Source organism: Actinomadura sp. RB99, from assembly GCF_014706005.1.
Lineage (GTDB): Bacteria > Actinomycetota > Actinomycetes > Streptosporangiales > Streptosporangiaceae > Spirillospora.
Genome location: NZ_JABMCA010000052.1, coordinates 26,412 through 46,429 on the forward strand (window position 1 = coordinate 26,412; position 20,018 = coordinate 46,429).

16 protein-coding genes are annotated in these 20,018 nt (G+C 72.6%); 7 read left to right on the forward strand and 9 right to left on the reverse strand.

Annotation, left to right across the window (positions count from 1 at the left end):
- Window positions 1-55 precede the first annotated feature (55 nt).
- Window positions 56-274: a hypothetical protein gene (locus amrb99_RS34535; protein ID WP_190864168.1), complete on the forward strand. Its 219-nt coding sequence runs from the start codon at window positions 56-58 to the stop codon at window positions 272-274.
- Window positions 275-332: 58 nt separating this feature from the next.
- Here the strand turns inward: amrb99_RS34535 and amrb99_RS34540 are convergent, their stop codons facing one another.
- The 4 genes from amrb99_RS34540 to amrb99_RS34555 all read right to left on the reverse strand — a co-directional run bounded on the left by amrb99_RS34540 (window position 333) and on the right by amrb99_RS34555 (window position 3,936).
- On the reverse strand, window positions 333-809 hold the full coding sequence (locus tag amrb99_RS34540; RefSeq protein WP_190864170.1) for a ribose-5-phosphate isomerase: 477 nt from the start codon (window positions 807-809) through the stop codon (window positions 333-335).
- 110 nt (window positions 810-919) lie between these two features.
- A complete protein-coding gene (locus amrb99_RS34545) occupies window positions 920-2,101 on the reverse strand; it encodes a hypothetical protein (RefSeq protein ID WP_190864173.1) in 1,182 nt (393 codons plus the stop codon).
- Between the two features lie 45 nt (window positions 2,102-2,146).
- Window positions 2,147-3,094, reverse strand: a complete 948-nt coding sequence (locus amrb99_RS34550; RefSeq protein ID WP_190864174.1) for an ATP-binding protein — start codon at window positions 3,092-3,094, stop codon at window positions 2,147-2,149.
- A 227-nt stretch (window positions 3,095-3,321) separates the two neighbouring features.
- Entirely contained in the window at window positions 3,322-3,936 is a 615-nt protein-coding gene (locus amrb99_RS34555) for a DsbA family protein (protein ID WP_190864182.1), read from the reverse strand.
- Window positions 3,937-4,111: 175 nt separating this feature from the next.
- On the opposite strand from amrb99_RS34555, the gene pepN reads away from it, so the two are divergent.
- Both pepN and amrb99_RS34565 read left to right on the forward strand, forming a co-directional pair.
- A complete protein-coding gene (gene pepN / locus amrb99_RS34560; protein WP_190864191.1) occupies window positions 4,112-6,646 on the forward strand; it encodes an aminopeptidase N in 2,535 nt (844 codons plus the stop codon).
- A gap of 79 nt (window positions 6,647-6,725) precedes the next feature.
- The gene (locus amrb99_RS34565) at window positions 6,726-7,724 is read left to right on the forward strand and encodes a hypothetical protein (protein ID WP_190864194.1); all 999 of its coding nucleotides are present in this window, start codon (window positions 6,726-6,728) and stop codon (window positions 7,722-7,724) included.
- Here the strand turns inward: amrb99_RS34565 and malQ are convergent.
- Together malQ and amrb99_RS34575 are read right to left on the reverse strand one after the other, a co-directional pair.
- Window positions 7,705-9,834: a 4-alpha-glucanotransferase gene (malQ, locus tag amrb99_RS34570; RefSeq protein ID WP_190864202.1), complete on the reverse strand. Its 2,130-nt coding sequence runs from the start codon at window positions 9,832-9,834 to the stop codon at window positions 7,705-7,707. The genes amrb99_RS34565 and malQ overlap by 20 nt on opposite strands.
- Window positions 9,835-9,885: 51 nt before the next feature.
- Window positions 9,886-11,310, reverse strand: a complete 1,425-nt coding sequence (locus amrb99_RS34575) for an amidase family protein (RefSeq protein ID WP_190864204.1) — start codon at window positions 11,308-11,310, stop codon at window positions 9,886-9,888.
- Window positions 11,311-11,533: 223 nt separating this feature from the next.
- Between amrb99_RS34575 and amrb99_RS34580 the strand changes: the two genes are divergently transcribed.
- The 3 genes from amrb99_RS34580 to amrb99_RS34590 all read left to right on the forward strand — a co-directional run bounded on the left by amrb99_RS34580 (window position 11,534) and on the right by amrb99_RS34590 (window position 15,183).
- A complete protein-coding gene (locus tag amrb99_RS34580; protein ID WP_190864207.1) occupies window positions 11,534-12,361 on the forward strand; it encodes a nuclease-related domain-containing protein in 828 nt (275 codons plus the stop codon).
- Between the two features lie 433 nt (window positions 12,362-12,794).
- Window positions 12,795-14,645, forward strand: a complete 1,851-nt coding sequence (gene ilvD, locus amrb99_RS34585; protein ID WP_190864209.1) for a dihydroxy-acid dehydratase — start codon at window positions 12,795-12,797, stop codon at window positions 14,643-14,645.
- A gap of 184 nt (window positions 14,646-14,829) precedes the next feature.
- Entirely contained in the window at window positions 14,830-15,183 is a 354-nt protein-coding gene (locus tag amrb99_RS34590; protein WP_190864211.1) for a DUF1330 domain-containing protein, read from the forward strand.
- A 229-nt stretch (window positions 15,184-15,412) separates the two neighbouring features.
- Here the strand turns inward: amrb99_RS34590 and amrb99_RS34595 are convergent, their stop codons facing one another.
- The 3 genes from amrb99_RS34595 to amrb99_RS34605 all read right to left on the reverse strand — a co-directional run bounded on the left by amrb99_RS34595 (window position 15,413) and on the right by amrb99_RS34605 (window position 17,736).
- Window positions 15,413-15,631: a zinc ribbon domain-containing protein gene (locus tag amrb99_RS34595; RefSeq protein ID WP_190864213.1), complete on the reverse strand. Its 219-nt coding sequence runs from the start codon at window positions 15,629-15,631 to the stop codon at window positions 15,413-15,415.
- A 32-nt stretch (window positions 15,632-15,663) separates the two neighbouring features.
- The gene (locus tag amrb99_RS34600; protein ID WP_173095744.1) at window positions 15,664-16,173 is read right to left on the reverse strand and encodes an HNH endonuclease; all 510 of its coding nucleotides are present in this window, start codon (window positions 16,171-16,173) and stop codon (window positions 15,664-15,666) included.
- 363 nt (window positions 16,174-16,536) lie between these two features.
- Window positions 16,537-17,736, reverse strand: a complete 1,200-nt coding sequence (locus tag amrb99_RS34605) for an RNA-guided endonuclease TnpB family protein (RefSeq protein WP_190864215.1) — start codon at window positions 17,734-17,736, stop codon at window positions 16,537-16,539.
- Window positions 17,737-17,887: 151 nt separating this feature from the next.
- On the opposite strand from amrb99_RS34605, the gene amrb99_RS34610 reads away from it, so the two are divergent.
- On the forward strand, window positions 17,888-19,966 hold the full coding sequence (locus tag amrb99_RS34610; protein WP_190864217.1) for a prolyl oligopeptidase family serine peptidase: 2,079 nt from the start codon (window positions 17,888-17,890) through the stop codon (window positions 19,964-19,966).
- Window positions 19,967-20,018: the final 52 nt, after the last annotated feature.

Consider the following 20,018-nt stretch of genomic DNA (forward strand, 5'->3'; position numbering starts at 1 on the left):
TCTGTGGGTAAGACCACGTTCGAGCCGGAGTTCGGAAACGCGAGGGAGGCGGCATATGGGGCAGCCGGGAATGCGCATCACCGTGACCGCGGCGATGCGGGCGCGGGACGTCTCGCGTCCATGGCCCGACGGTGCCGAGGCGTCACCCCCGGGCGCCGACCCCGGCGAGCCCCCGCGCGCCGAGCCGGCCAGGCGGTCCCGGGCCGCGAAGAACGAGCGGCGCCGCCTCGACAAGCGCGGCGGCGCCCGGAAGGCCCCGGAGAACGAGCTGTAGTTCCCGCCCCTCCCGGGCGGGAACCACGCGTTCCCTCAGATCAGCGGGTTCGGAGAGGTCAGCCCTCGTCCGGCAGCGGCGGCAGCTCGCCGGTCCGCTCGTAGTCGCCGAGCATGGTGATGCGGCGGGTGTGCCGCTCCTCGCCGGAGTACGGCGTGGTCAGGAACAGCTCGACGAACCGCGTCGCGGTGTCCGCGTCGTGCTGCCGCGCGCCCAGGCTGATCACGTTGGCGTCGTTGTGCTCGCGGGCGAGCGTCGCGGTGTCCTCGTTCCAGACCAGCGCGGCCCGCACGCCCTTCACCTTGTTGGCCGCGATCGCCTCGCCGTTGCCGGAGCCGCCGATCACGATGCCGAGCGCGCCCGGCTCCTCCGCCGTCCGCTGGGCCGCCCGCAGCACGAACGGCGGGTAGTCGTCCACGGCGTCGTACGCGAACGCGCCGCAGTCGACGGGCTCGTGCCCGTTGGCTTTCAGCCAGGAGACCAGGTGCTCCTTCAGCTCGAAGCCGGCATGGTCGGTTCCCAGAAACACGCGCATGCGCCCGATTCTCGCAGGCCCGCGGACCCGGCGCGCGCCGGGGTCATGAGGCCCTTTTCACACGCGGACGACCTTGCCGGCCCGGCGGGCGGCACCGCTGACGTGCGCGCTCACTGGGGCGGGGGCATCGGGCCCGGGTCGCGGGGCAGGTCGGGCTTGCGGTCGACCATCGTCCGGTCGGCGAGGTCGTCGTCCTCGTCGTCGTCCTCGTCGTCGTCCTCCTCGCGGGCCGCGTTCTCCTCGCGGGCGGCGTTCTCCGGGGCGGCGCCCGCAGCGGCGGCGTCCTGCGGCGCGGACTCCTCGGAGTCGTGCGCCTCCGGTTCCTCGCCGTCCCGCGGCGCGGCCGCTTCCGGCTCGGGTGCGGGCACGGCCGTCTCCGCGGCGGCCTCCGGTGCCGGAGCCTGGGCCGGGACGCCGGGCTGCGGCACCGGAACGCCGGGCTGCGGCGGGACGGGCACGCCGTCCCATCCGGGCGACTGCGACGGGCGGGCCGGCGGGACGTACGGGACGGCGGCCGGGTGCTGCGGCGGCAGGCCCGGCCGGTCGGGTCCCGTCGGCATCGGCTGCGGCGCGCCCTGCGGCAGCCCCGGCGGAAGGCCCGGCTGCATCCCCTGCTGCGGGACGCCCGGCTGCTGGCCGTAGGGCTGCTGCCCGTACGGCTGCGGAGCGTAGGGCTGCTGCATCGGGCCGGCCTGCTGCGGGGCGTACGGCTGCTGCGCGCCGTAAGGCTGCTGCGGCGCGTACTGTCCGAACTGCTGCGGGACGGCCTGGCCGCGAGAACGGCTGAGCAGGAAGCCCGCGAGCGCTCCGATCCCCGCGAGCCACCCGTACAGCAGGCCGGAGGCGGCCCCTGCCTGGAGCGACTCGAAGAAGTTGCGGCTCACCGACCCGTTGGAGTACTTGACCGACCAGTTCAGCAGCAGTCCGGACACGCCCCCGGCGACGCCGCCCGCGACGACCGCGGCCCACCAGCCGGTGATCAGCGCGCCGAGCAGGCCGCGCTCGGGATCGATCGTCCGGGCGCCGGCCAGCACGAGGACCGCCACCACCGCGAACAGCAGCAGCGTGGTGAAGTCGTCCGACACGACGAAGCGCCAGTCCAGGCCGCGCGGCGGAGTGAAGCGCCAGGCGACGAAGAGCAGCCGGGCCACCAGCGGGCCGAGGCCCTCGTCGTACTTGAAGTCGCTCTTGTTGATCGCGTCGATGACCCACTGGTTGCCGAGGAGCAGGGCCAGCACCAGAAGGGGCACCAGCGAGCCGCCCGACATCATGAACATCCGCCGCGTCGTCATGGCGGGCAGAGTAGTGCGGTTCATGGGCCGCCGGTAGGCCCGGCGTCACCCGGCGTAGGCGACCGGGAACCGGAACTCGGGATCGACCTGCGCGGCGAGGTCCTCGCCGGTCGCGCGGTTCGCCCAGCTGCGCGCGTTCTTGAGGTGGAACTCGACGGCCTGCCGCTGGAACCGGTCCCAGTCCTTGGGCTGCGCGTCGACCTCGGCGAGCATCCGGCCGAGGGCGGCCTCGTTGCCGTCCTCCAGCACCGCGCCGGACCGCCCCTGCTCCATCGCCCGGACGGCGGCGGACTGGCCGAGCCAGACGAGCAGGTCGTCGCCGACGTGCTCGCGCAGGTAGTCGACGTCGTCCTCGGACTGCACCTTGTTGCCGACGACGCGGATGGCGACGTCGTAGTCGCGGGCGTACTCGACGTACTGGCGGTAGACGCCGACGCCCTTCCGGGTCGGCTCGGCGACCAGGAACATCAGGTCGAACCGGGTGAACAGCCCGGACGCGAACGTGTCGGCGCCCGCGGTCATGTCCACGACGACGTACTCGCCGGGGCCGTCCAGCAGGTGGTTGAGGTAGAGCTCGACCGCGCCGGTCTTGGAGTGGTAGCAGGCGACGCCGAGGTCCTCGTCCTCGAACGGGCCGGTGACCAGCAGCGTCGCCCCGCCCACCTCCTGCCCCAGGGCGTGCACCGGGTCGTCGCCGCGCAGCCGCAGCAGCCGCGACCCGGTGCCCGCCGGGGTGGTCTTGACCATGGTGGACGCGGAGCCGATGCGCGGGTTGTCGCCCCGCAGGTACTCCTTGATCTCGGCGAGGTGGGCGCCCAGCGCCGGGATCTTGGCGGCCTGGTCGTCGTCCATGCCGAGCGCCGCGCCGAGGTGCTGGTTGATGTCGGCGTCGATGGCGACCACCGGCAGCCCGCGCAGCGCGAGGTGCCGGACGAACAGCGACGAGAGGGTGGTCTTGCCGCTGCCGCCCTTGCCGACGAACGCAACCTTCACGAATGCCCCCGTTTCGGATATGAAAACCGTTGCCATTTTCTCGGAGCACCGAGTCTGGCGGAGGGGCACCGGCGAGGCAACCGGAACGGCCGAAGCCGCACGCACAATAGTGCGCACGGTTATCTTCAGATCACCCGCAGTCGTCCTGCTCCCCGTGCACGCGGGGGTGGTCCGCCGTCGGTGGACGCGACCGCGACAACGCCATCTGGGCGACTGCGGGCACCGAATCAGTCGAAGATCGGTTCGCTGGTACGCGTGCGCTTCAGTTCGAAGAAGCCCGGCGTGGAGGCCACCGCGACGACGCCGTCCCACAGCTTCACGGCCGCCTCGCCGCGCGGGATCGGCGACACGACCGGGCCGAAGAACGCGCTGCCCTCGACCTCGATCACCGGGGTGCCGACCTCCTGGCCGACCCGGTCGATGCCGTCCTTGTGGGACGCGCGCACCGCCTCGTCGTACGCCGTGGACTCGGCGGCGTCGGCGAGCGCCGGGTCGAGGCCCGCGGCGGTGAGCGCGGCCTCGAAGTACTCGCGGTCGAACTTCTGCCTCTCGTGGTGGCGGCGCGTGCCCAGCTCCGTGTAGAGACTGCCCAGCACCTCGGCGCCGTACTTCTGCTCGGCGGCGATGCACACGCGCACCGGCTTCCACGCGTCGGCGAGGCCCTTGCGGTACTCCTCGGGGATGTCCTTGTCCTCGTTGAGGACGGCCAGGCTCATCACGTGCCAGCGCACCTCGATCGGGCGCAGCTTCTCGACTTCCAGGATCCAGCGCGAAGTGATCCACGCCCATGGGCACAACGGGTCGAACCAGAAGTCCACGGGTGTGGGAGCGTCCTGCGGCAACGTCGCCTCCTACGGCTGCTCGAGCGTCATCGGTGAGATCTCCCCACCGACAACCCGGCCCCCGCCGCACTGATTCCCGTCCGCGGGCGCGGAAAGGCCGTGGCGTGCGGACCTCGTACCCGGCCGGTTGGTAGACATGAGGTCAGCAAAGAAATAAGCCGACCAAGGAGTACATGTGGCAGGCAACCTCACGCGCGACGAGGCGCGGGAACGGGCCCGGCTGCTCACCGTCGAGTCGTACGCGGTCGAGCTGGACCTCACCACCGGCGACGAGCGGTTCGGCTCGACCACCGCGATCCGGTTCGGCTGCGCGGAGCCGGGCGCGTCGTCCTTCGTCGACCTGCACGGCGCCGTCGTCCGCGAGGCGACGCTGAACGGCGAGGCGCTGGACCCCGCGTCCTACGACGGGGAGAAGGGCCGCCTCCCGCTGCCCTCCCTGGCCGCGCAGAACGAGCTGCGCGTCGTGGCGGACTGCGCCTACTCCCGCTCCGGCGAGGGCCTGCACCGGTTCGTCGACCCGGTGGACGGGAGCGTCTACCTCTACACGCAGTTCGAGACGGCCGACGCGCACCGGATGTACACGTGCTTCGACCAGCCCGACCTCAAGGCGACCTTCGAGCTGGCGGTGAAGGCGCCGCAGGACTGGCAGGTCGTCACGAACGAGACCCCCGAGACCGTCGAGGGCGGGACGTGGCGCTTCCTGCCCACCCCGCAGATCTCCACCTACATCACCGCGCTCATCGCCGGGCCGTACCACGCCGTCCGCGACGAGTACCGCCGCGACGACGGCACCGTCATCCCGCTCGGCGTGTACTGCCGGGCGTCGCTCGCCGAGCACCTCGACGCCGAGGCCATCGTCGACGTGACGCGGCAGGGCTTCGCCTACTTCGAGAAGGTCTTCGGCCGCCCCTACCCGTTCAGCAAGTACGACCAGCTGTTCGTGCCGGAGTTCAACGCGGGCGCGATGGAGAACGCCGGCGCCGTCACGTTCCTGGAGGACTACGTCTTCCGGTCCCGGGTCACCGACGCCTCCTACGAGCGGCGCGCGGAGACGATCCTGCACGAGATGGCGCACATGTGGTTCGGTGACCTGGTCACCATGCGCTGGTGGGACGACCTGTGGCTGAACGAGTCGTTCGCCACCTACATGAGCGTGCTGTGCCAGTCCGAGGCCACCAAGTGGACGGGCTCGTGGACGACGTTCGCGAACCTGGAGAAGGCGTGGGCGTACCGGCAGGACCAGCTGCCGTCCACGCACCCGATCTCCGCCGACATCCCCGACATCCGGGCCGTCGAGGTGAACTTCGACGGGATCACCTACGCCAAGGGCGCGTCCGTCCTGAAGCAGCTGGTGGCCTATGTCGGCCGCGAGAACTTCCTTGAGGGCGTGCGCCGGTACTTCGACCGGCACGCGTGGGGCAACACCGTCCTCACCGACCTGCTGGACGCGCTGGAGGAGACGTCCGGCCGCGACCTGGCGTCCTGGTCGAAGGAGTGGCTGGAGACCGCCGGCGTCAACACGATGCGGCCCGAGTACGAGGTCGACGCCGACGGGAACTTCTCCTCGTTCGCCGTGCTGCAGGAGGCCAAGGCCGACTACCCGACGCTGCGCTCGCACCGCCTGGCGATCGGCCTGTACGACCGGACCGGTGACGGGCTCGTCCGGCGCGAGCGCGTCGAGCTGGACGTGGTCGGCGCCCGCACGGAGGTGCCGCAGCTCGTCGGGCAGAAGCGTCCCGACCTGGTGCTGGTCAACGACGACGACCTCACCTACGCCAAGGTCCGGCTGGACGAGCACTCGCTGAAGACGCTGGTGGAGCACATCGGCGACATCAAGGAGAGCCTGCCGCGGGCGCTGTGCTGGTCGGCGGCGTGGGACATGACGCGCGACGCGGAGATGGCGACGCGCGACTACGTCCGGCTCGTCGCGAAGGGCATCCGCGGCGTCACCGACATCTCGGTCACGCAGACGCTGCTGCGGCAGGCGCGGACGGCCGTCCAGCAGTACGCCGACCCGTCCTGGCGCAAGGAGGGCCTGGCGCTGCTCGCCGACACGCTCTTCGAGCTGGCCCGCGAGGCCGCGCCCGGCTCGGACCTTCAGCTGGCGTACACGCAGGCGTTCGCGGCGTCCGCGGTCAGCGAGGAGCACCTGGCGTACGTCCGGGCGCTGCTGGACGGCTCGCGGTCGCTCGACGGGCTGACGGTCGACACCGACCTGCGGTGGGCGCTGCTGCGCCGCCTGGTCGTCACCGGCAAGGCGGGCGAGGCGGAGATCGACGCCGAGCACGAGCGGGACCGGACGGCGGCGGGCGAGCGGCACGCCGCCGGCTGCAAGGCCGCGATCCCGACCGCCGAGGCCAAGGCCGCCGCGTGGGACCGGGTCATCGGCGGGACGCTGCCGAACGCCGTCTACCGGGCGACGCTCGGCGGCTTCGTGGAGCCGGACCAGGCGGACCTGCTCGTCCCGTACGTGGACAAGTACTTCGCCGAGGTCGGCCGGGTGTGGAAGGAGTGGACCAGCGACATGTCCCAGACGTTCGCGGAGGTCGCCTACCCGTTCCTGGTGATCGAGCAGTCCACGATCGACCGCACCGAGTCCTACATCGCGGAGGAGAAGCCGCCCGCGGCGCTCGCCCGGCTGCTGTCGGAGGGCCGTGACGGCGTGGCGCGCGCGCTGCGCGCGCGGGCGAAGGACGCCGCGGCGGGCTGACGCCGCCGCCCCTGTCGCAACCCCCGTGGCCATGCGATCGTTGCAGGGTCACGGGGGTCCGCGGAGAGGGGATGGTGGCGTGGAGACGGCGCGGGACGTGCTGACGGCGCTGGCACGGCGGTACGCGTTCGGGGACCTGGAGGCGCTGATCGCCGACGGGACGCTCGTCCCGGACGGGCGGGCGAAGGCCGTCGCGCCGCTGTGCGCGTTCGGGCAGCGCGTCCTGGACCTGGACGCCGAGGACTTCGGGATGCCCGAGGCCGCCGGGGAGGTGCCGCGCGACCTGCTCGACCGGGCCCGCGCGAGCCGGATGCCGCAGGCGCCCAAGGAGCGGCCGCGCGGCGCGCTGGCGAGCCTGCGGCCCGCCTACGCGCTGCTGCTGGAGGTCATCGCGATCCGCTGGCACCGGCGCGACATGGCCGCGCTGGTCGCCGCCGTGCACATCGCCAGCGAGTACCTGCCGCTGCTGGCGTGGGAGCCGGTCCTCGGGCACGCGGGCGACCCGGCGCTGATCGGCGCGTCGGTGAACGGGGACGGCAGCCGGTTCGGCGTCCCGATCGCGCCGGGCTCGCCGCGCGAGTGCGACCACACCCGCCCGGAGCGGTCGGCGTGCGAGCGGACGCTCCGCGTCGCCAAGGAGCCGCCGCCCGGCTGGCGCGCCTACCTGGACCGGCAGCACAGCCAGGTCGCGGCCGCCCTGGGCGACTGCGCGGCCCGCTGCCGCACGCCGTGCACCGTCATGACGCGGCTGGACGACCGGGTCCGCGAGGACCTCACCGAGCGCTGCCGGCTGGCGGCGGAGTTCACCGACGGCGCGCTGGTGAAGCTGCGGCACGCCGCGCCGGTCGGGCACGGCTTCGGCGTCCCCTCCCCCGAGGAGGTCGAGACGGCCTGGGCGCGGGCCCGCAGGTCCCTGTCCCACCAGCCGCTGGGCAAGGCGGCCCTGGACGGCCCGGACGACGACGGCTACCCGCTGCCGGGGCTGCCCGCGCTGTTCTCGGCGATCGCGTCGGCGCCGATCGTGCCGGACACGCTCCTGCACGACGTCACCAGGCGGATCATGAAGAGTCTCGGCTGATCCGCTCCAGCACGTCGCGGACCACCGGGTCCTCGACGAGGTCGTCCAGAAGGACGGGCCGGCCCTGCGCGTCGGCGAGGGGGACGCGCCAGTTCGGGTACTCGTCGATCGTGCCGGGCTGGTTCTGGGTGCGGCGCTCGCCGACCGCGTCGGCGAGCGAGACGCCGATGAGGCGGGCGGGGGTGCGGCCGAGGAAGGCGTGGAGGGCCGAGACCACCTGCCGGTCGTAGGCGTCCGAGCCGTCCGCGAGCGCCCGCAGCACCTCGTCGGGCGGGTCGGGCAGCAGGCCCTCGGCGTGGAGCACGCCGAGCCAGGCGGCGAGCTGCTCGCGGTGGTCGGCGGTCTCGTCGGCGAGGGGGCGGGTGAGCAGACCGAGGCGGTCGCGCAGCGCGATGTGGTCGCCGTGCAGGAACCCGGTGATCGGCGGCATGTCGTGGGTGCCGACCGTCGCCAGCGACGGCTCCCGCCACTGCTCCGCCGGCTTCGGGCCGCCCTTCGCATCGCGCTCGAACCAGAGCAGCGACGTGCCGAGGACGCCCCGGTCGGCGAGGTCGTCGCGGACCTCCGGCTCGACGGTGCCGAGGTCCTCGCCGACGACGAGGGCGCCCGCCCGGTGGGCCTCCCACACCAGGCAGCCGAGCATCGCGTTCCGGTCGTAGCCGACGTACGTCCCCTCGGCGGGCGAGGCGCCCTCGGGGATCCACCACAGCCGGGACACCTGCATCGCGTGGTCGAGGCGGAGCCCGCCGCCGTGCCGCAAGGCCGCCGCCAGCATCTCCCGGTAGGGGACGTAGGCGTTCTCGGCGAGCGTGGTCGGCCGCCACGGCGGCTGCCCCCAGTCCTGGCCGCGCTGGTTGAACTCGTCCGGGGGCGCGCCGACGCTCATCCCCGACGCGAGCTCGTCCCGGTAGATCCAGGCGTCGGCGCTGCCCTGCGCCACCCCCACGGCCAGGTCGTGGACGATCCCGGCGGGCATCCCCGCGTCGCGAGCGGCCTTCTGGGCACCGGCGAGCTGCTGGTCGAGGCGCCATTGCAGCCACGCGTGGAAGTCGGCGCGCGCGTAGTGGCGCGGCTCGTCCAGGACCGCGCGCCCGTGCGCGTCCTGGAGGGCGGGCGGCCATCGCCGCCAGTCGGTCGTCCCCTGCTCCTCGCTGATCGCGCACCAGGTGGTGAAGTCGCGCAGCGCGGCGCCGTGGCGCTCGCGGAAGGCGGCGAAGGCGGGGTCGTCGCGGACGCCCGGCGACGACCGGTACATCGCCTCCAGCGCCTCCAGCTTCGCCGTCCACACGGCGTCCCTGTCGAGCGGGCCGTCGAGCGAGCGCAGCCGCGCGGCCATGGCCGCGAACCGTTCCCTGCCTTCGGGAGGCAGTGCCGCGTACTCCGGCATGTCCTCGATGCGCAGGTAGAGGGGGGCGGGGAAGCGGCGGCTCATCGGCGAGTACGGCGACGGGCTGACGGGCGGCATCGGCTCCGCGGCGTGCAGCGGGTTCGCGACGACGAAGCCTGCGCCGAGGTCGCGGCCGACCCAGGCCGCGAGGTCGGCGAGGTCGTGCAGGTCGCCGAGCCCCCACGACCCGCGCGACCGCAGCGAGTACAGCTGGACGGTCAGCCCCCACATCCGCGGCGGGCGCGGCAGGGACGCGGGCGCCACGAGGAGCGCCGCGCCGTCCTCCCGGTTCCCCTGCCGGACGCGGATGCGGTGCCATCCGAGCGGGACGTCGCCCTCGCTCCCGTCCAGGGGCACAGGGCTTCCGGGGGCGTGCTCGGCGGACGGCTCCGACAGGACGTCGGGCCCGCCGGGCTCGATCCGCACGTCCAGGTCGCCGGCGGGCCGCAGGGTCCGGCGCAGCAGCGCGAGGATCCGGTCGGCGGTGCGCCCGCCGCCCGCGTCGCGGCGGACCACGATGGTCGGCGGCAGGGTCCGCGACCGTTCCCGGTGCCGCTCCAGCTCGGCGCGGACGGCGGACGGGGACGAGGCGTCCACCCCGAGCGCGCCGAGGACCGCGACCAGGGTGCCGGGCGGGACGTCCGCCGCCCGGCCCCGCCAGTCGGTGTACCGCGTCGCGACCCGGTGGAGCCCGGCCAGCCTGTTCAGTTCGTCGTCAGCCACGCCTGCACCCATGCCCCGGCGGCGCCAGGCCAAGCGCGGGCCGGGACGGGCTCACGCGTCCCAGATGGGCGGCTTGCGGCCCGCCCAGGGGCGCGCCTCCTCCAGCTGCGCGGACAGCGAGATCAGCGTCCCCTCGCCGCCGAGCCGCCCCGCGAGCATGATCCCGATGGGCAGCCCGTCGGCGTTCCAGTGCAGCGGCACGTTGACGGCGGGCTGCCCGGAGATGTTGTAGGCGGCGCAGAACGGGGTGAACAGGGTCTGGCGCCGGAAGTTCTCCTCGGGCTCCTGGTCGTGGAAGTGGCCGACGGGGACGGGCGGCTGCGCGAGCGTCGGGTGCAGGATCGCGTCGAACTCGTCCATGACCGGGAACGCGGCGCGCAGCGCGCCCTGGAGCGCGGCGTGCGCCCGGAACAGCTGCGGCGCGGTCGTGGCGTTCCCGCGCTCGCGGAGCCACCGCGTGAGCGGCTGGAGCAGGTGCTCGCGCCCGTCCGGGACGGGCGTCATCGTGGCCATGACGCCCCAGAGCAGCTCGAAGTGCGGGACCATCTCGGGCCCGAGCACCGGCGGCAGCTCCACGACCTCGTGCCCGAGGTCCTCCAGCAGCGCGGACGCCTCCTCGTAGGCGGCGACGCAGTCCGGGTGCACCTCGGCGCCGGGCACGGCGGGCCGCATGCTTCGGGCGATCCGGAGCCGTCCCGGCGGGCGGCCGGCGTACGACAGGAACGTGCCCTCGACGGGCGGGGCCGCGTAGAGGTCGCCGGGCATCGGCCCGGCCATGACGTCCAGCAGCAGGGCGGCGTCCTCGACGCTCCGGGCGATCGGCCCGTTGGTGGACAGCCCGAACAGGTCGGGGACGATCGGCCCCTGGGAGATCCGGCCGCGGGTCGGCTTGATCCCGAACAGGCCGCAGACGCTGCTCGGGATGCGGATGGAGCCGCCGCCGTCGCTGCCCTGCGCGACCGGGGCCAGCCCCGACGCGACGGCCGCGGCGGCGCCGCCGCTGGAGCCGCCCGCCGACCTGGCCGTGTCCCACGGGGTGCGGGCGGGCGGCGCGACGTCGCCCTCGGTGTAGCAGGGCAGCCCGAATTCCGGCACGGCGGTCTTGCCCGGCATGACCGTTCCGGCCGCGCGCAGCAGCCGCACGACGCTGTCATCCGCAAATCCGGTCAAATCGGCAAAAACGGATGAACCAGAAGTCATCCGCACGCCGTCCACCATGTTCAGGTCCTTGACCGGAACCGGCACCCCGAGCAGCGGCGGCAGGTCCGCCGGGTCAGCGGCGTCCAGCACCGCCTTCTCGGCCCGCGCGGCCTGCTCGCGCGCCGCCTCCGCGGTGACCGTCACATAGGCGCCCACCTGCGGGTTCAGCCGTTCGATGCGGTCCAGGTAGTGGTCGGTCAGCTCGACCGGGGACAGCCGCCCCGAGCGGACGGCGTCAGCCGCCTCCCTAGCGCCGAGGTCATGGAGATGTGTCACGAACCGGAACGCTAGACCGCTCGACCGCGGGCATCAAAAAGCAGAGACTCTCTGCCAGGGAAGAGGTGGTAGAAGACTCACGTACCCGCCGTGCGCGGAAGTCAATCACTCACGTCCGGCGACAAAAGATTAACCCTGCATGACTAGTCGCCGACGCGCATGATGATTACTCTGCGCTCGGAGGATCATGCCCCCGATAGGAAAGGGATACGGAGCGTCACTTATGGCGATCACGGAGCGGGGCGACACGCAGCAGGCGCGGGGACAGCCCGTGGACGACCCCGAGCAGCTGGACGAGGCGCAGGAGCAGCCCCCCATGCAGGAGCCGGAGAAGCGTCCCCCCGGCGACCGGACGCCCACCGCGATGCTCGCCGACCCCCGGGTCCGGACCTGGGCGTGGCGGATCGGCGTCGCCGTGGCGGTGCTCATCGTCGTCACCCTGGTGTTCGGCGGCAGGCTCGGCATCACCGCGGCGGTCCTCGCGGTCGTCGTGGACGTCGTCCGCCGGTCCCGCCGGAACTCCAGCATCCCGGCCTGGCAGAAGTCCTCGGCCGCCGAACGGCGCACCGAGAAGCAACTCAGGTCGCTGCAGCGCAACGGCTACCTCGTGCTGCACGCCCGGGCCGTCCCGCGCGACGACGAGGGTGTCAGCGACGGGCGGATCGACCACCTGGTGATCGGGCCGAGCGGCGTCTACGCCATCGACTCCGAGAAGTGGGACAAGCGCCTCCCCGTGCGCACCCTGTCCCACCGCAAGCTCTTCCACGGCCCCTTCAACAAGAAGGACCGGCTGGACGAGGCGCGCTGGGAGGCCGACCAGGCCAGCAAGATCATCGGCGGGCAGGTCGGGTTCGAGGTGCCCGTGCAGCCCTCGGTGGCCATCTACGGGCCGTCCATCCCGTGGAAGGTCATGCGGGTCAGGGACGTCGACGTGTACGCGGGCAACCGGGCCCGCTCGTACCTGCGCCGCCGCCCCAAGATCCTCACCGACACCGACGTCCAGCGGATCTTCCAGGCGGCGGAGAAGGCGCTGCCGCCCAAGTACGGCTGATCCCGCGGCAGCGGACCCGCCACGACACCGGATCCCGCAACGGCGCGGGACTCCGTCAACCCGGGGCGGCCCTGTCCCTGGGCCGCCCGAACGCTCGAAGCCGAGCCCACCGGGCCCCTCGCGGGCCCGGCTCCTTCCCGCCGGCCCACCGAGCACCCCGGCCCGCCGAGCACCCGGCCCGCCGAGCCGCCCTCCCCGGCCTCCGGCCCCTGACCCGATCGTCGCCGTGCCCGGCTTTTCCAAGCTCCGGCCCCGACCTTGTAGCATCGGATGACACAGGCCGGCCCGCGCGCGACCTCCGCTGAGCCGGCGGCAGCGTCGCGATCCGCCGCTGAGAGCTTCCACCGCGCACCGCTCGCTCCCGCCCGCCGACCCCGGCGCGGCGACGCGTCCGGCGGCACGGCACCACGGCACAGGTTGGAGAGGTCTTAAGATGCCCCCGCTCAGGTCACGTACGGTCACCCATGGCAGGAACATGGCGGGCGCCCGCGCGCTCATGCGGGCCAGCGGCGTCGAACGCGAGGACTTCGGCAAGCCGATCGTCGCGGTGGCCAACAGCTTCACCCAGTTCGTGCCCGGCCACGTCCACCTCGACGAGGTCGGCAAGGTCGTCGCCGGCGCCGTCCGCGAGGCCGGCGGCGTGCCCCGCGAGTTCAACACGATCGCGGTGGACGACGGCATCGCCATGGGCCACGACGGCATGCTGTACTCGCTGCCGTCCCGCGAGGTGATCGCCGACGCCGTCGAGTACATGGTCAACGCGCACTGCGCCGACGCCCTCGTCTGCGTCTCCAACTGCGACAAGATCACCCCGGGCATGCTGCTGGCCGCGATGCGGCTGAACATCCCCACCGTGTTCGTCTCCGGCGGCCCGATGGAGGCCGGCAAGCCCGTCGAGGGCGTGATGGACGGCAACAAGCTCGACCTGATCGACCCGATCATCGCCTCCGCCGACGCGTCGCTGGCCGACGACAAGCTGCTCGAGATGGAGGAGAGCGCCTGCCCGACCTGCGGGTCGTGCTCCGGCATGTTCACCGCCAACTCGATGAACTGCCTCACCGAGGCGATCGGGCTGGCCCTGCCCGGCAACGGCACCGTCCTCGCCACCCACACCGCCCGCCGCCGCCTCTACGAGGACGCCGGCCGCACCGTCGTGGAGATCGCCCGCCGCTACTACGACGGCGACGACGAGTCCGTCCTGCCGCTGAACATCGCCACCCGCGACGCGTTCGAGAACGCCATGACCCTCGACGTGGCCATGGGCGGCTCCACCAACACGATCCTGCACCTGCTGGCCGCCGCCTACGAGGGCGGCGTCGACTTCGGCCTCACCGAGATCGACGAGCTGTCCCGCCGCGTGCCGTGCATCTGCAAGCTCGCCCCGGCGACCGGCAAGTACCACGTCGAGGACTGCCACCGCGCCGGCGGCATCCCCGCCCTGCTCGGCGAGCTGCACCGCGCCGGGCTGCTGCACGACACGGCGCGCTCGGTCCACTCGGCGTCGCTGACCGAGTTCGTCGACAAGTGGGACGTCCGCTCCCCGAACGTGCTGCCCGAGGCCGTCGAGCTGTTCCACGCCGCGCCCGGCGGCGTCCGCAGCACCTCCGCGTTCTCGCAGAGCGCCCGCTGGGAGGAGCTGGACCTCGACCGCGAGAACGGCTGCATCCGCTCCGTCGAGCACGCCTACACCGCCGACGGCGGCCTCGCCGTGCTGCGCGGCAACATCGCCCCCGACGGCGCGATCGTCAAGACCGCCGGCGTGGACGAGGAGCTGTGGACCTTCACCGGCCCCGCCGTCGTCTTCGAGTCGCAGGACCAGGCCGTCGAGGGCATCCTCGGCGGCAAGGTCAAGGCCGGCGACGTCGTCGTCATCCGGTACGAGGGCCCGAAGGGCGGCCCCGGCATGCAGGAGATGCTGTACCCGACGAGCTTCCTGAAGGGCCGCGGGCTCGGCAAGGCGTGCGCGCTGATCACCGACGGGCGGTTCTCCGGCGGCACGTCCGGGCTGTCCATCGGGCACGCCTCCCCCGAGGCCGCCGGCGGCGGGACCATCGCCCTCGTCGAGGACGGCGACCGGGTGGTGATCGACATCCCGAACCGGACGCTGGAGCTGGACGTCCCGGCCGACGAGCTGGAGACCCGCCGCGAGAAGCTGCTCGCCGACCTCGGCGGCTACCGGCCCCGCAACCGGGACCGCAAGGTCAGCGCGGCACTGCGGGCCTACGCCGCGATGGCGACGTCGGCGTCCACCGGCGCGGCCCGCGACGTCTCGCAGCTGGACTGACGGCGATCCCGGCGCAGGGGCCTGGCCTGGGGGCTCGGCCCCGGCGGCCGTGCTCGGCGAGCACGGCCGCCGGGGCATTACCCGTCGAGTAATCGCCGCCATTCCCTTCCTGGCCGATAGTGGATCATGTCAGCGGGGCCGCCCCTCCGGGCGGCCCCGGGATCCACGACCCGGAGGAGTCACGATGACCGCCTACGCCCTCGGCCACCTGCGCACCCAGTCGCCGATCCACGACGACGTGCTCACCTACATGGAGCGCATCCAGGCCACCATGGACCCGTTCGGCGGCCGCTTCATCGTGCACGGCGAGACCCCCGACGTGCGGGAGGGCACGTGGGAGGGCGACCTGATCCTGCTGGAGTTCCCGGACATCGAGAGCGCCCGGGCCTGGTACGACTCGCCCGCCTACCAGGAGATCAAGCACCTGCGCGCCGACCACGTCCCGGGCACGATCATGCTGATCGACGGCTGCGGCCCCGACCACGACAGCGCCGCCATGGCCGCCGGGATCCGCGCCGCGCTCGCCCAGCAGGGCTAGCGCGCCGCGCCCCCGGGATCGGGGCGACGCAGCGCCGAGGTGGGGCGAGGGCCAGGGGCTGCCTCGAAGTGGCCTCGGCCGCGTGCGCGAACGCGTGACCTGGCCGGTGGAGCGAAGCCGGAGGCGAGCGGAGCCGGGCAGATCGCGAAGCGATGCCGCGTTCGCCCAGGCCCGGTCACGTAGCGAGCCGCCAGGCGAGCGAAAGTGGGCCGGACCTGTGAAACACAGCCTAGGAGCAGCAGCCCCCGCCGCAGCAGCCGCCGCCCGCGCTCGGCGGAGGCGCGGGGGCGCCGCCGCGGGACGTGCCGGTCACGGCGACCGTGGACAGCAGCTTCACCGTGTCGTCATGGCCGGCCGGGCAGGTCGCCGGGTCCGACGCGTTGATCATCGGGCGGGAGACCTCGAACGTCGACCCGCACGCGCGGCAGCGGTAGTCATAGCGTGGCACGAGGACAGGATACGGTCACGCGGCCGCCCCGGTCACGCCGCCGGCTCGGTCACGTACGGCGCCCACTGGGGGTCGCCGTCGTGGACGATGCCGATCAGCCGCCAGTGCGCCCCGCGCGGGACGCCGGGGGTCATCCCGAGCGTCCAGCCGAGTTCGGACAGCAGCCGGTCGGCCTTGCGGTGGTTGCAGGTCATGCAGGACGCGACGCAGTTCTCCCAGACGTGCTTGCCGCCGCGGCTGCGCGGATGGACGTGGTCGATGGTCTCGGCGCGGCGGCCGCAGTAGACGCAGCGGAAGTTGTCGCGGCGCATGAGGGCGGCGCGGGTGAGCGGGACGCGGGTCCGGAACGGGATCCGGACGTAGCGGCGGAGCCGGATCACCGACGGGACCTCGACCTCCATGGTCGCCGAATGCAGGGTGGCCCCCGAGACGTCGTGGTGGACGATCTCGGCCTTCTCCCGGAGCACGAGGCAGACCGCCCGCCGCAGCGGGAGCGTGGTGAGTGGTTCGTACGTCGCATTCAGGAGAAGGACCTGTCTCATCAGACGGCCTCCGCCGGCGTGTCGGGTTTCGCCTCGGCGGACGCGGCTGACCGCGCCTCGCACCGAGGCCCGAATATTGTCTCCGGCACCTGCGCACTCGCCATGAGGACCTCCCCAGAGGCGAACCGACCTGGAATCAGTGTGGCGGCTGAGGGAGCCCGACCGCTACCCCAAATATCCCCATCGAAGGGCCAGATCGAACGCAAAAACCCAGGCATTGCGCGCCGGGCGCCCTGCCGGACGCCCTACAGACCGCCTTGCCAAGCCCTGCTGGCCGCCCTGCCGGGCGGCTTGATCGGGCGGATGGCCCGCACCGGTGAATACAGTGCATCCTTGGCCTCCCCCTTCTCAGTCGAAGGGTTCTCACGGCTCACGCCGTGAGGGTTTCTGCTTCGTCGCCGACGGCCCCGTCCGGGAGGACTCCCGTTGGGGTCTTACACCAGCTCCACAGACGGACACCGCCAACCCGGCGGCCAGAAGGTTGCGTGCCGCGTTCACGTCCCGGTCATGGGTCGCCGCGCAGCCATCGCATGTCCATTCGCGGACGTTGAGGGGCATCTTGTCCTTCAAGGTGCCACAGGTCGAGCACAGCTTGGAGGAAGGAAACCAGCGGTCTACCGCGATCACCTCACGGCCGTACCAGCCGGCCTTGTACTCCAGCATCCTCCGGAACTCGCTCCAAGCCGCATCGGAGATGGAGCGGGCGAGGCTCTGGGTCCTCACCATGTTCCGCACCGAGAGGTCCTCGATCACGATCGTTTGGTTGTCACGAACGAGCCGAGTGGTGATCTTGTGCAGGGTGTCCCGACGCCGGTCGGTGATCCGGGCGTGGATACGGGCGACCCGGCGCCGAGCCTTCTCCCGGTTGGCTGATCCCTTCGCCTTACGGGACAAGTGGCGCTGGGCCTTGGCCAGGCGTTCTCGATCGCAGCGCTCGTGCCGGGGGTTGGTGATCTTCTCGCCGGTGGACAGGGTGAGCAGATGCTCCAGGCCGGCGTCCACGCCGACCGCCGTGCGAGTGGCGGGCAGCGGCTGGACGGCGGGGTCCTCGCACAGCAGCGAGACGAACCAGCGTCCGGCGCCGTCCTGGGAGACGGTGACCGTGGACAGGTGCGCGCCCTCGGGCAGGGGACGCGACCAGACGATCGCCAGCGGTTCGGCCATCTTCGCCAGTATCAGCCGGCCGTCTGTGAAACGGAACGCCGAACTGGTGTACTCGGCGGACTTGCGGGACTTCTTCTTGCTCTTGTACCGCGGGTATTTCGCCCGCTTGGCAAAGAAGCCGGTGAACGCGGCCTGCAGGTGACGCAGCGCCTGCTGAAGGGGGACCGAGGACACCTCGTTGAGGTAGGCGAGTTCCTCGGTCTTCTTCCAGGCGGTGAGCATCGCAGAGGTGGTGTTGTAGTTGACCCGTTCCCGCCGCAGCACCCACGCGTGCGTGCGAGCGGCCAGCGCCAGGTTGTAGACCTTGCGCACGCATCCGAACGTTCGCGACAACTCGGCTGCCTGTGCATCGGTGGGATAGAAGCGGTACCTGAAAGCCCGCTTCACACCTTTGGCCATGATTCACAAGCTAGCATGTTCATTAGTAAGCACGCGTCGATTCGGCCCTGTCGCGCAACGGCTCGCCGGGCGGCGATCCGCCTTCCCGCCGTGCTCGGCACGAGCATTGTTTTCACCCCCCGCCCGAAGGCGGGTCCACGGAGGAGGCTGGATGACCGGAACGCCTTATCCGCCCGCGCGGCGCCAGGACATCGTCGAGGACATCCACGGCCACCGGGTCGCCGACCCGTACCGGTGGCTGGAGGACGCGGAGAGCGACGAGACCCGGGAATGGCTCGCCGCGCAGGACGAGCTGTTCCACAAGGTCACCGACGCGTACCCGGGCCGCGAGCGGCTGCGCCGCCGGCTCGGGGAACTGCTCGGCGCGGGCAGCGTCGGCTCCCCGGTCTGGCGCGGCGACCGGCGGTTCTTCACCCGGCGGACCGCCGAGCAGGAGCACCCCGTGCTCTACACCGTCGACCCGGACGGCTCCGAGCGGGTCCTGGTCGACCCGATGGCGCTCGACCCGGCCGGCACGACGACGCTGGACGGCTGGCAGCCCGACAAGGAGGGCCGGCTGCTGGCGTACAAGATCTCGACGGGCGGGGACGAGGAGTCGCTGCTGTTCGTGATCGACGTCGCCACCGGCGAGCGGGTCGAGGGGCCGATCGACCGGACCCGGTCGTCCGGCATCGCCTGGCTGCCCGGCGGCGAGGCGTTCTACTACGTCCGGCGGCTGCCCGCGCGGTCCGTCCCGGAGGGCGAGGAGCAGTACCACCGGCGCGTCTACCTGCACCGGGTCGGCGCCGAACCGGAGACCGACGACGTCCTGATCTTCGGCGAGGGGATGGACAAGACCAACTACTACGGCGTCGGCGTCAGCCGCGACGGGCGGTGGCTGACGGTGTCGGCCTCGCAGGGCACCGCGCCGCGCAACGACCTGTGGCTGGCGGACCTGTCGGCCTCACCGCTCGAACGCCCCGAGCTGCGGCCGGTGCAGGTCGGCGTCGACGCCGAGACGTGGCTGCACGTGGGACGGGACGGGCGCGCCTACGTCTTCACCGACCGGGACGCGCCGCGGTCCCGGCTGTGCGTGACCGACCCGTCCGACCCGTCGTACGAGTCGTGGCGGGACCTGGTCCCGCAGGACCCCGAGGCCGTCCTCACCGACTACGCCGTCCTCGACGATCTGGAGTCGCCGGTCCTGCTCGCCGGCTGGACGCGGCACGCGATCAGCGAGATCACCGTGCACGACCTGGCGTCCGGCGAGCGGCTCGGCACGGTCCCGACGCCGGGGCTCGGCTCGATCGGCGGGATCGTCGAGCGGCCCGAGGGCGGCCACGAGGCGTGGTTCGGCTACACCGACAACATCACGCCGTCGTCGGTGCTCCGCTACGACGCCCGGACCGGGGAGACGAGCCTGTGGGCGAACGCGCCGGGCAGCGTGGAGGTCCCCGAGATCGAGACCCGGCAGGTGACGTACACGTCCGCGGACGGTACCGAGGTGCGGATGCTGGTGGCGTCCCGTCCGGGCGCGTCCGGCCCGCGCCCGGCGATCCTGTACGGCTACGGCGGCTTCAACATCTCGCTGACGCCCTCGTACTCGGCGAGCATCCTGGCCTGGGTGGAGGCCGGCGGCGTCTACGCGATCGCGAACCTGCGCGGCGGCTCCGAGGAGGGCGAGGAGTGGCACCGCGCGGGCATGCGGGAGCGCAAGCAGAACGTGTTCGACGACTTCCACGCCGCCGCCGAGAAGCTGATCGCCGACGGCCTGACCACCCCGGCGCAGCTCGCGATCTCCGGCGGGTCCAACGGCGGGCTGCTCGTCGGGGCCGCGCTCACCCAGCGTCCCGACCTGTACCGGGCGGTGGTCTGCTCGGCGCCGCTGCTGGACATGGTCCGCTACGAGCGGTTCGGGCTCGGCCAGACATGGAACGACGAGTACGGGACGGCGGACGACCCGGTGGAGTTCGGCTGGCTGATCGGCTACTCGCCGTACCACCACGTCCACCCGGGGACGGCGTACCCGGCGACGCTGTTCACCACGTTCGGCAGCGACACCCGCGTGGACCCGCTGCACGCCCGCAAGCTGTGCGCGGCGCTCCAGCACGCGACGGCGTCGGACGCGCCGATCCTGCTGCGCAACGAGTCGGAGGTCGGGCACGCCGCGCGGTCCGTCAGCCGGTCCGTGGACCTGATGGCCGACACCCTCGGCTTCATGGCCGCGCAGACCGGCCTCGACCTGGCCTGACACGGGGGCGGAGGTACCGGGCGGAGACACCGGCGGACGGGCGTGAGCCGAG

What these genes read in the sequence shown, in the direction of transcription:
- amrb99_RS34535 (WP_190864168.1), top strand. Translation starts at nt 56, where the DNA reads ATGGGGCAGCCGGGAATGCGCATCACCGTGACCGCGGCGATGCGGGCG.
- amrb99_RS34540 (WP_190864170.1), bottom strand. Translation starts at nt 809, where the DNA reads ATGCGCGTGTTTCTGGGAACCGACCATGCCGGCTTCGAGCTGAAGGAG.
- amrb99_RS34545 (WP_190864173.1), bottom strand. Translation starts at nt 2,101, where the DNA reads ATGACGACGCGGCGGATGTTCATGATGTCGGGCGGCTCGCTGGTGCCC.
- amrb99_RS34580 (WP_190864207.1), top strand. Translation starts at nt 11,534, where the DNA reads ATGGCGATCACGGAGCGGGGCGACACGCAGCAGGCGCGGGGACAGCCC.
- ilvD (WP_190864209.1), top strand. Translation starts at nt 12,795, where the DNA reads ATGCCCCCGCTCAGGTCACGTACGGTCACCCATGGCAGGAACATGGCG.
- amrb99_RS34590 (WP_190864211.1), top strand. Translation starts at nt 14,830, where the DNA reads ATGACCGCCTACGCCCTCGGCCACCTGCGCACCCAGTCGCCGATCCAC.
- amrb99_RS34600 (WP_173095744.1), bottom strand. Translation starts at nt 16,173, where the DNA reads ATGAGACAGGTCCTTCTCCTGAATGCGACGTACGAACCACTCACCACG.
- amrb99_RS34605 (WP_190864215.1), bottom strand. Translation starts at nt 17,736, where the DNA reads ATGGCCAAAGGTGTGAAGCGGGCTTTCAGGTACCGCTTCTATCCCACC.
- amrb99_RS34610 (WP_190864217.1), top strand. Translation starts at nt 17,888, where the DNA reads ATGACCGGAACGCCTTATCCGCCCGCGCGGCGCCAGGACATCGTCGAG.